Origin of the sequence: Mesorhizobium sp. M0676, from assembly GCF_040320535.1 — a bacterium.
In the GTDB taxonomy this organism is placed as follows: domain Bacteria; phylum Pseudomonadota; class Alphaproteobacteria; order Rhizobiales; family Rhizobiaceae; genus Mesorhizobium.
This window is the reverse complement of the sequence record NZ_JAMYPU010000013.1, coordinates 166,883-176,205: the sequence shown is the minus strand read 5'-3', so window position 1 is coordinate 176,205 and position 9,323 is coordinate 166,883. Positions and strand designations below refer to the sequence as shown.

The window sequence follows — 9,323 nt, the reverse complement described above, 5'->3', positions numbered from 1 at the left end:
GGGGGGGCCGCGGGGGCGGCCCCCCGGGGGGGGGGCGGCCCGGGGGGGGGTTGGCGTTTTCCACAAACCCGCGGGGCGCGGCTTTGCCCGGGGGCGCCCCTCGCCCAATTCCGCCTTCCCGTCGCGGCCCGTCAGTTGCTGGTGATGCTGACGGCGTCGCCCTCGACCAGCAGCGGCGGCGCATAACCCAACGGCTTGTCGCCGGTCACGGCGCCGCCGGTAACCCGGGCTTGTATGTCGGAACCGAAATAGGCGTACGGGAATGGCGGCGGTGTCTTGCTGACCGTATTCAGCCGCGCGCGAAGCTCGGCGGGTAAAGTGAAATCCAACGCCGCCAGATTGTCCTGCAACTGCGCCAGCTTGGTGGCGCCAAGAATCACGGTGGCGATGCCCGGTTGCGTTGCCACCCAGTTGAGCGCGACCTGCGCCATGCTGCGTCCGAGTTCGGCGGCAACTTTTTCGAGCTCCGCCACGATCGCCCAGTTGCGCTCGGTGAACTTCTGGAACCCCGGATGAGTGGTGTTGCGAAAGCCGTCGAGCCGGCCGGCATGGCCTTCCTGCGTCGGCCGGTACTTGCCGCTGAGCAGCCCGCTTGCCAGCGGGCTCCACACCATGATTCCTGCGCCATGGCGGGTGCCGAAGGGCACGAACTCATTTTCGATCGAACGCTCCACCAGCGAATATTCAAGCTGCAGGGCCGACACCGGCTCGTAGCCGCGCCACTCGGCGATCGTCTGCGCGCGGGCAGCATACCAGGCCGGCACATCGGACAGGCCGACATGGCGAATTTTGCCCGCACGCACGAGATCATCCATCGTGCGCATGACCTCCTCGGCCGGCGTCAGCCCGTCCCAGACATGGAGGAGGTAGAGGTCGATATAGTCAGTGCCCAACCGCTTCAGCGAGGCGTCCACGGCGCGCAAGATGTTCTTGCGGCCGTTGCCACCGGCGTTCGGATTGCCGGGCTCCGCGTTGAAGGTGAATTTCGTGGCGATCACCGCTCTGTCGCGCAAGCCTCGCTCGGCGATGAATTCGCCGAGCCAGGTTTCGGCTGTGCCGCCGGTGTAGAGGTCGGCGGTGTCGAAGAAATTGCCGCCGGCCTCGACATAGGCGTCGGCCATGGCGCGCGCGGTTTCCCTGTCCGCGCCCCAGCCCCATTCGGTGCCAAAGGTCATGGTGCCCAGTGCCAGCCGGCTGACGCGCAGGCCGCTGTTGCCCAGTGTGTAATAGCTCATGGTCATGGTGTTTTTCCTATCCTGATTTCTTGACGCCGGCTCACTGGCCAGGCGTCATCTTGACCCAGGGATTGCCGCGCTCATGCGTGGCGCGGAAAACGAAGCCGTCGACTTTCCAGCCGGTCCCGGAGCGAACCAGATGGTGCTCGTAGGTGCCCCAGACTTCCCACAGCGGGTCGCCATTGCCTTCCATCCGGTTCCAGGCATAGCCGTTCGAAGAGACGGTCGCCGCGTCCGCCTCAAAGATCACCTGGTGATTGGTGCGCAGATGCAGGCTGGTCTTGCTGCCCCTGAGGTTGCCGGCCCAGGTACCGATCAGATTGTCGGAGGGGATGGTGGCGGCAGGCTGTCCTGACAGGCTGCTGAAGTCGACGGTGACACGGTCGGCGAAATAGGAGCGGGCAAGCTTCCAGTCCTGCGCATCGACGGCACGGTCGATGGCATCGGCGATGCGGATGACGGCGCGTTCGTCGGCGAGCGCGCGCCAACCGGACGGCTCGGCGCCGCCGGCGTCGACCGGCGCTAGGGCAAGGCCTGCGGCGAAGGTAGCGTGTTTCAAGGCATCCATCTCACTTCTCCTTTGTGCATCGGTGATGGCAATATGGGTCAGCCTGTCGGCATCGAGAAGATTGAAGCGTTCGCAAGGACTATGCGATATCATGCATGAATGGATCGGGATCTGCTCAGTCATTTGCCTGTCATCGTCGCCGTTGCCCGACGCGGCGGCTTTGCGCTAGCTGCGGCCGAACTGGGCATGTCCCCATCCGCCGTCAGCCATGCGGTGCGCCTCGTGGAGGAGCGGATCGGCCAGCCGCTGTTTGCGCGCACCACGCGCAGCGTCTCGCTGACGGAGGCCGGCAAGGCGCTGGTGGACACGGCAGCCCCTGCCCTCCAGGATATCGCCGACCGGATGGACCGCATCCGAGCCATCAAGGGCCGGCCCTCCGGCTTGCTCAGGTTGAACGTTCCCAACATCGCCGTTCCACTTGCCGTCACTCCCGTGGCCGCCGCGATGGCTGAACGCTATCCTGATGTGACCATCGAATTGCTCACCGACCAGGGGCTGGTGGACATTGTCGGCGAGGGTTTTGATGCCGGCATCCGGCTGGGCGAGATGATCGCACAGGACATGGTCACGGTCCGGCTGACGCCGCCATTCAACGCCGTGATCGTCGCCTCCCCCGCCTATGTCGGCCGGCATGGCCGTCCGCGCGGTGTGGCGGATCTTTCGGACCACAATTGCATCGGCTACCGGCTTGTGCGCTCCGGCGCACTCTATCGGTGGGACCTGACTGAGGACGGCAAGGATGTCGTGGCCGAGACGAAGGGTACGGTCATCGTCACCGATTCGCTGGCCGCGATCGACCTTGCGCTTGCCGGCGTCGGGCTGACCTATGTGTTCGAGCCGCTGGTGCGCGCGGAATTGGCCGCCGGCCGCCTCGTTCAGATCCTGCCGCAAACGGCGATCGAGGAGCCCGGCCTCTTCCTTTACTTCCCGCGCAGGGCGTCGACGGCGCCAAAGCTCAGGGCCTTCATCGACACCGCACAAGAAATCGGCCGAGCATCCTTGCGGACACCCGGCCGAGTTGCCTGAGCTGAGAAGCCCTTTTCGGGGCTATTTTTAAAACTACTTCTTCACCGCCGCCGCGACTTCCGCCGCGAAATCGGTCTCTTCCTTTTCGATGCCTTCGCCCAGCGCAAAGCGCAGATAGGCGGAGATCTTGGCCGGAGCGCCGATGTCCTTCTCGGCATCCTTCAGCGCCTGCTCGACAGTGATGTCGGGATTGAGCACGAAGGCCTGCTTGAGGAGCACGACTTCCTCGTAGAACTTGCGCAGGCGGCCTTCGACCATCTTTTCGATGATCGCTTCCGGCTTGCCGGACTGGCGCGCCTGGTCGGCGAAGATCGCCTTCTCGCGCTCGACCGCTGCCGGATCGATCTGCTCGGCGGTCAACGCCAGCGGGTTGGTGGCGGCGACATGCATGGCGACCTGGCGGCCAAAGGCGTTGGCGGCATGCTCATTGCCCGTGGTCTCGATCGCGACCAGAACGCCGAGCTTGCCAAGACCATCGGCAACCGCATTGTGGACGTAGGTTGCGACAGCACCGTGCGGGACGGTGAGCTTGGCCGAACGGCGGAAGCTCATGTTCTCGCCAATGGTGCCAACGGCGTCCTTGATGGTGTCAGTGACCGACTTGTCCGAACCCGGATACTTTGCGGCAGAGACAGCCTCCGTCGTGCCATAAGCAAGCGCGACCTTGGCGACATTGCGAACGATCTCCTGGAACTGCTCGTTGCGGGCCACGAAATCGGTCTCGGAGTTAACCTCGACGATGGCGGCCTCGCGGACGCCGGAGTCGACGCCGATCAGACCTTCGGCGGCAGTACGGCCAGCCTTCTTGTCGGCCTTGGAAATGCCCTTCTTGCGCAGCCAGTCGACGGCCTCTTCGATGTTGCCGTTGGTCTCCGTCAACGCCGCCTTGCAGTCCATCATGCCCGCGCCGGTCAAGTCGCGGAGTTCTTTGACCTGTGCAGCCGAAATGCTCATTGTCGCCTCTTTGTTTTAAATGCACCGACGCACCACCGGTACTCGGTGATGCGTCCGTCTAGCGTGCCAAATATGAGAATGATGAAGGCCGCAACCGGCCTTCGATTGTCAAGCTTCTGGAGCGTCCGCAGCCGGGGCCGGAGCCGGATCAAGCGCCGGTTCGACCGGAGCTTCGACCGAGGCGCCGATGTCGACGCCGAGCGCGCCCTGCTGGCGGGCGATGCCGTCGATGGCAGCCTTAGCGATCAGGTCGCAATAGAGCTGGATGGCGCGCGCCGCGTCGTCATTACCGGGGATCGGGAAGTCGATCTTGTCCGGATCGCAGTTCGAATCGATGATGGCAACGACCGGAATGCCGAGGCGCTTGGCCTCGAGAATGGCGATCGCTTCCTTGTTGGTGTCGATGACGAACATCAGGTCGGGGGTCGAGCCCATGTCCTTGATACCGCCGAGCGCCTTGTCGAGCTTCTCGCGCTCGCGGTCGAGGTTCAGGCGTTCCTTCTTGGTCAGGCCCTGGGCCTCACCGGCCAGCATCTCGTCGAGCTTGCGCAGGCGCTGGATCGAATTCGAGATCGTCTTCCAGTTGGTCAGCATGCCGCCGAGCCAACGCGAATTGACATAATACTGGGCCGAACGCTGCGCCGCGTCAGCGACGATATCCGAAGCCTGGCGCTTGGTACCGACGAACAGCACGCGACCGCCCTTGGCAACGGTGTCGGAAACCTGCTTCAGAGCCTGGTGCAGCAAAGGCACCGTCTGCGACAGGTCGATGATGTGGATGTTGTTGCGGGCGCCGTAGATGTAAGGCGCCATCTTCGGGTTCCAGCGGTGGGTCTGGTGGCCGAAGTGAATGCCAGCTTCCAAAAGCTGGCGCATGCTGAAATCAGGCAGTGCCATTCTTAGTTCCTTTTCCGGTTAGCCTCCACGGACACAGGCATTTTTGGACTTTGTCCTCGAACGCCACCGGAGGTTTCAGCCGGATTTCTCCCGGGCAGACACCAAAGTCCGTGTGTGGAATGAGCGCGCATATAGAGGGGAAGCGCTGCAAACGCAAGCGGTGAGGTGCTTCATCGCTCAGCGTGCGGCAATCAGCGCTCCGGTGCCGATCATGGCGCTGCCGGCGAACCGGTTAATCAGCCGCATGCGTTCGGGCGTCCTGAACCAGCCGGATGCCCTGCCCGCCAGCGCGGCGTAGATGCCCATGGTGAGAATATTGGCGCCGACGACGACTGCCACCACCAGCAGGCCGTCGGCAAACGTCATGGTGTCGAGGTTGAGGATCAGCGGCATGATCGAGGCGTGGAACAGGATCGCCTTCGGGTTGCCGAGCGCCACGGAGGCGCCAAGCAGGAACGAACGCGACAATCCGGTTTGGGGGATTCCTTGCGCGGCCGATTGCGCGGCCGCGGCCCGCCACATCTTGATGCCGAGGAAAATCAGGTAGGCCGCACCGGCGTATTTCAACAGGAGAAACACCCATTCGAAGGTCTGGGCCAGCGCCACCAGCCCGAGCAGTGCCAGGGTGACCAGCACGGCATCGCCGGCGGCAATGCCCATTCCAGCGACGAACGCACGCAGGAAGCCGCGTGCCACGCCGTTGGTGATCACCGTGAACATCGCCGGTCCCGGCGTGGCGGCGGCAAGTGTGATGGCAAGGCAATAAGCCAGGAATGCCGTTAGCGTCACGATCGGCCCTTTCCGTTGGGTACCCGTACGCGCCTGAAGATCGCAACGATCTCCTCGCGGCTGCATTCGATGGCGCCGAGCCGCACCGCCCGGTCGCGCTCGAAGCCGGTTATGTCATAGTGCGGCGCCGACGTCCTGGGCGGCCCCTGGTAGGACGAACGCTTGACGCCAAGCTCGGCGGCGAAACGATGCAGTTCGTCCGTATCGTCGGCCATCAGGTGGCACCAGCGATGGCCGGCCCATTTCCAGATCGCCGCATCGACATAGACCGCCATCGGGAACTGCCATCAAGCCTGCCGTGGCCAGCGCCGCATTGTTGCTATTTCGAGACCGGGCAAGGCTTGGTCTGATCGAACAGCGACAGGTTGACCAGCTTTCCGGTCATCGAGAACTCGCCATAGTCCATTGTGAGGTCGCGGGTGATGCCGTTCTCGTGCAGCTTGAAGCTGATGCGGTATTCCGGCACCTCTTCGCCCGATTTGTCGGTCTCGTCGAAATAGGCGATGTCGACCGGCCAGTATTTGTCGCCGGCAAGCTTGGCCAGCGCCGGCGCTTCGGGGTCGGCCTTGTCGCCCTCGGCTTTCTTGCCGACGATGACGGTGGTGGTCATCACCTTGTTGGCATCCTCCGAACCGTCGAACAGGCTGGTTTCGTAGAAATTCTCGCCCTTCTCGGCCTTGCCGATCAGTTCGACCAGATGCTGGGTCGGGAACTGAGTGGCGGCGAGTTCCAGGCTGTTCTTCTCGGGCTTGTCGATATCGACCTTGAGGCCCTTGGTCTCTTTCGTGGCGGTGCCCTTGACCTCCTTGTCGAGGTTCTGGTCGACGAAGGATTTGGTCACGAACGAGAAGGTCTTGCCTTCGGCGTCCTCGAACGTGGTCGTCTGCTGGTCGGTCAGCCTGGTGTTGTCGCCGGTGGCGATCTGGGTGACGAAACGGAATTTTACCGTATAGCCCTCGCAAGGCGAGCCGTTGAACTCATAGACCATGCGGCCGGAAATGCCGGTGATGCCCGAGCGGTCCGACGCCTTGTCGAGGGTAAGATCGTAGACGGCGCGATGCGCCTGCAGCGCCGGCACGGCAAAGGCTGGAGCCATCGAGGACAGCACCGGAACGAGAACGGCGTGGAAGGCAAGGCGCGTTGCGCGCATAAGGGGCTCCGATCGTCGCAGCTGATGGCAGGCCGCAGGTAAAGATGGTCCAGCTTAAAAAAAGTCGTGGCGGAAGCGAGGCAAAAATAGCAATTTCGGCCCGGCCAGCGCGGCGTCTCCAAGCAATAGGGAAATACGATGAGTGAAACAATCGAAAAGCGGCTAAGCGATCTCGGCGTGACGATACCTGCCGCCGCAGCGCCCGCCGCGAACTATGTGCCCTATTGCAGGTCCGGCAATCTTTTGTTCACGGCCGGGCAGTTGCCGCTCAAGGACGGCAAGCTGCAGGCAAGCGGCCTGCTCGGCCGCGACGTCGATACCGAAACCGGCAAGGAAGGCGCAAAGTACTGCGCAATCAATGTCTTGGCCCAAGCAAAAGCAGCACTTGGCGATCTCGAAAAAATCCAGCGTTTGGTCAAGATTACCGTGTTTGTTGCATCAGTGCCGGATTTCGTCGAGCAGCATCTGGTCGCCAATGGCGCCTCCGATTTCCTGGTCGCGGCCCTTGGCGAGCGCGGCAAGCATGCCCGCTCCGCCGTCGGCACCGCCTGTCTGCCGCTTAATGCCGCAGTGGAAATCGAAGCCGTCTTCGAGGTCGCATGAGCAGGACCAAGACAATGACCGACCTTTCCTGGCTGACCGCCCGCCCGGTGGCGCATCGCGGCTTTCACGACATGAACAAGACGCGCTGGGAAAACACGCTGTCGGCCTTCGCTGCTGCCGCCGAGCGCGGCTATGCGATCGAATGCGACGTGCATTTGTCGTCCGACCGCGTCCCCGTCATCATTCATGACGGCGATCTCAGGCGGTTGACCGGCCAGGACGGCTTTGTCTGGCAGCGCACGGCAGCGGAACTGGCGGCGCTCAGGATCGGCGGCACCAAGGACCATGTGCCTTCACTTCAGGAGGTGCTCGACCTGGTCGACGGCCGCGTGCCTTTGGTGGTCGAACTGAAGGGCGTGCCCGGTTACGACGAGGGCCTGGTGGCAAGCGTCGGCAAGATGCTGGAGCGCTACAAGGGCAAGGCGGCGATCATGTCGTTCGACCACTGGCTGGTCCGCGACTTCCCCAGGGATGCGCCTGGAATTCCGGGCGGGCTCACGGCCTATGGCCAGGACAACCAGTTGATCGAGGCGCATTTTGCCATGCTGGCACATGACCTCGCCTTCACCTCCTATGCCGCGGGCGATCTGCCGAACCCGTTCGTCAGCTTCGTGCGCGAAAGGCTTAAAATGCCTGTCATCACCTGGACGGTGCATGACCAGCCGGCGGTGGATCTCACTTTCAAATACGCCGACCAGATGACGTTCGAAGGGTTCGAACCCGATCTGGTCAATGTCGCCTGATGGAAGTGCCTGAAACGTGACTTGTAGCGGCCCCGACAGAGCTTAAATAAGCCCCATGGATCAGGGTGATGAAGGCGACGGGCAAACGGCGAATGCGGAGTTTTCCATCCGCGTCGCCGCCGGCATCAATGCCTTCACCTGCGACGAGTGGAACGGCTTTACCGGCACAACCCGCAGCGACACAGAAAATGGCTATAACCCTCTCGTTTCATATGCTTTTCTGAGCGCGCTTGAAGATTCCGGCTGCGCCGTGCGGCGTACCGGCTGGCAAGGTCATCATCTCAGACTGGAAAATGCCCAAGGCAGATTGCTGGGCGCCGTGCCCTGCTATCTCAAATCGCACAGCCAGGGCGAATATGTCTTCGACCACGGCTGGTCCGATGCGTTCGAACGCGCCGGCGGCAACTACTATCCGAAACTGCAATGCGCCGTGCCGTTCTCTCCGGTCACCGGCCCTCGCCTGCTGGTCAGCAAGGGCGAGGACAGCGCCATTGTGAAGGCCGGTCTCGCAGCGGGCCTGAAGGCGGTGACGGAAAAGCTCGGCGTGTCCTCCGCGCATGTCACCTTCGCCAATGAAAGCGACGTTGCAACGCTGGAAGCAGCCGGCTTCCTGCACCGCACCGACCAGCAGTTCCATTTCTTCAACGAAGGCTTTTCGACCTATGACGACTTTCTCGCCACGCTGGCATCGCGCAAGCGCAAGGCGATGAAGAAGGAGCGCCGCGAGGCGCTCGCCAACGATATCTCGATCGACCGGCTCACCGGCAAGGACCTGACCGAAAAGGCCTGGGACGATTTCTTCGCCTTCTACATGGATACCGGCAGCCGCAAATGGGGCCGGCCCTATCTCAACCGCAAGTTCTTCTCGCTGATCGGGGAGCGCATGTCCCAGGACATCCTGTTGGTCATGGCCAAGCGCAATGGCCGCTATGTCGCCGGCGCCATCAACTTCATCGGCTCCGATGCGCTCTACGGCCGCAATTGGGGCTGCATCGAGGACCACCCGTTCCTGCATTTCGAAGTCTGCTACCATCAGGCCATCGACTTCGCCATCGAGCGCAAGCTGAAGGTGATCGAGGCCGGCGCGCAGGGTGAGCACAAACTGGCGCGCGGCTATCGTCCCGTGACCATGCATTCGGCGCACTACATCGCACATCCCGGCCTGCGCAATGCTGTGGCCGATTATCTCCGGCGTGAGCGGCGCGAGGTCGAGCGGATGGGCGAAATTCTGGAAGAGCATACGCCGTTCCGCAAGTATCTTGAGGAATAGCGATCCGCGCCTGCCCTCGCCTGACCATCTTACCTGACCATCTTGCCGGTCCGGGACAGCTTCGCTACACCGGGAGCATACTCCCGGA

Annotated in this window: 11 protein-coding genes; 4 read left to right on the top strand and 7 right to left on the bottom strand. The window is 62.8% G+C overall.

The features are described 5' to 3' along the window. Positions 1–131: 131 nt before the first annotated feature. Entirely contained in the window at positions 132–1,241 is a 1,110-nt protein-coding gene (locus NKI35_RS16900) for an aldo/keto reductase (RefSeq protein WP_352740965.1), read from the bottom strand. A 34-nt stretch (positions 1,242–1,275) separates the two neighbouring features. After that, positions 1,276–1,803, bottom strand: a complete 528-nt coding sequence (locus tag NKI35_RS16895) for a nuclear transport factor 2 family protein (protein WP_023671025.1) — start codon at positions 1,801–1,803, stop codon at positions 1,276–1,278. A 99-nt stretch (positions 1,804–1,902) separates the two neighbouring features. Between NKI35_RS16895 and NKI35_RS16890 the strand changes: the two genes are divergently transcribed. Beyond that, a complete protein-coding gene (locus NKI35_RS16890; protein ID WP_023684689.1) occupies positions 1,903–2,829 on the top strand; it encodes a LysR family transcriptional regulator in 927 nt (308 codons plus the stop codon). A 33-nt stretch (positions 2,830–2,862) separates the two neighbouring features. On the opposite strand, the gene tsf is transcribed toward NKI35_RS16890, so the two are convergent. From tsf to NKI35_RS16865, 5 genes are all read right to left on the bottom strand, one after another. Continuing rightward, the gene (gene tsf, locus NKI35_RS16885) at positions 2,863–3,783 is read right to left on the bottom strand and encodes a translation elongation factor Ts (RefSeq protein WP_023684688.1); all 921 of its coding nucleotides are present in this window, start codon (positions 3,781–3,783) and stop codon (positions 2,863–2,865) included. Positions 3,784–3,891: 108 nt separating this feature from the next. After that, positions 3,892–4,680, bottom strand: a complete 789-nt coding sequence (gene rpsB / locus NKI35_RS16880; protein WP_023671022.1) for a 30S ribosomal protein S2 — start codon at positions 4,678–4,680, stop codon at positions 3,892–3,894. Between the two features lie 177 nt (positions 4,681–4,857). Further along, positions 4,858–5,469 (bottom strand): LysE family translocator, encoded by a 612-nt coding sequence (locus NKI35_RS16875; RefSeq protein WP_023688582.1) that lies wholly within the window; start codon positions 5,467–5,469, stop codon positions 4,858–4,860. Next, positions 5,466–5,744 carry a DUF4031 domain-containing protein gene (locus tag NKI35_RS16870; protein WP_023671020.1) on the bottom strand — a complete coding sequence of 93 codons (279 nt, stop codon included), beginning with the start codon at positions 5,742–5,744 and terminating at the stop codon, positions 5,466–5,468. Before NKI35_RS16870 ends, NKI35_RS16875 begins: the two co-directional genes overlap by 4 nt. Before the next feature lie 44 nt (positions 5,745–5,788). Then, complete coding sequence (locus tag NKI35_RS16865) at positions 5,789–6,619, bottom strand: cell envelope integrity EipB family protein (RefSeq protein ID WP_023700732.1); 831 nt, start codon at positions 6,617–6,619, stop codon at positions 5,789–5,791. Between the two features lie 138 nt (positions 6,620–6,757). Between NKI35_RS16865 and NKI35_RS16860 the strand changes: the two genes are divergently transcribed. Genes NKI35_RS16860 through NKI35_RS16850 form a run of 3 tightly spaced genes read left to right on the top strand, consistent with a single transcriptional unit; the run spans position 6,758 to position 9,235 of the window. Continuing rightward, entirely contained in the window at positions 6,758–7,222 is a 465-nt protein-coding gene (locus NKI35_RS16860; protein ID WP_023700733.1) for a RidA family protein, read from the top strand. Between the two features lie 14 nt (positions 7,223–7,236). Continuing rightward, on the top strand, positions 7,237–7,965 hold the full coding sequence (locus NKI35_RS16855) for a glycerophosphodiester phosphodiesterase (protein WP_352740962.1): 729 nt from the start codon (positions 7,237–7,239) through the stop codon (positions 7,963–7,965). Positions 7,966–8,020: 55 nt separating this feature from the next. Further along, entirely contained in the window at positions 8,021–9,235 is a 1,215-nt protein-coding gene (locus NKI35_RS16850) for a GNAT family N-acetyltransferase (protein WP_352740960.1), read from the top strand. Positions 9,236–9,323: the final 88 nt, after the last annotated feature.

Excerpts from the sequence above, each read along its gene's own strand:
- NKI35_RS16900 (WP_352740965.1), bottom strand. The coding sequence starts at position 1,241 with ATGACCATGAGCTATTACACACTGGGCAACAGCGGCCTGCGCGTCAGC.
- NKI35_RS16895 (WP_023671025.1), bottom strand. The coding sequence starts at position 1,803 with ATGGATGCCTTGAAACACGCTACCTTCGCCGCAGGCCTTGCCCTAGCG.
- NKI35_RS16890 (WP_023684689.1), top strand. The coding sequence starts at position 1,903 with ATGGATCGGGATCTGCTCAGTCATTTGCCTGTCATCGTCGCCGTTGCC.
- tsf (WP_023684688.1), bottom strand. The coding sequence starts at position 3,783 with ATGAGCATTTCGGCTGCACAGGTCAAAGAACTCCGCGACTTGACCGGC.
- rpsB (WP_023671022.1), bottom strand. The coding sequence starts at position 4,680 with ATGGCACTGCCTGATTTCAGCATGCGCCAGCTTTTGGAAGCTGGCATT.
- NKI35_RS16870 (WP_023671020.1), bottom strand. The coding sequence starts at position 5,744 with ATGGCGGTCTATGTCGATGCGGCGATCTGGAAATGGGCCGGCCATCGC.
- NKI35_RS16865 (WP_023700732.1), bottom strand. The coding sequence starts at position 6,619 with ATGCGCGCAACGCGCCTTGCCTTCCACGCCGTTCTCGTTCCGGTGCTG.
- NKI35_RS16860 (WP_023700733.1), top strand. The coding sequence starts at position 6,758 with ATGAGTGAAACAATCGAAAAGCGGCTAAGCGATCTCGGCGTGACGATA.
- NKI35_RS16855 (WP_352740962.1), top strand. The coding sequence starts at position 7,237 with ATGACCGACCTTTCCTGGCTGACCGCCCGCCCGGTGGCGCATCGCGGC.
- NKI35_RS16850 (WP_352740960.1), top strand. The coding sequence starts at position 8,021 with ATGGATCAGGGTGATGAAGGCGACGGGCAAACGGCGAATGCGGAGTTT.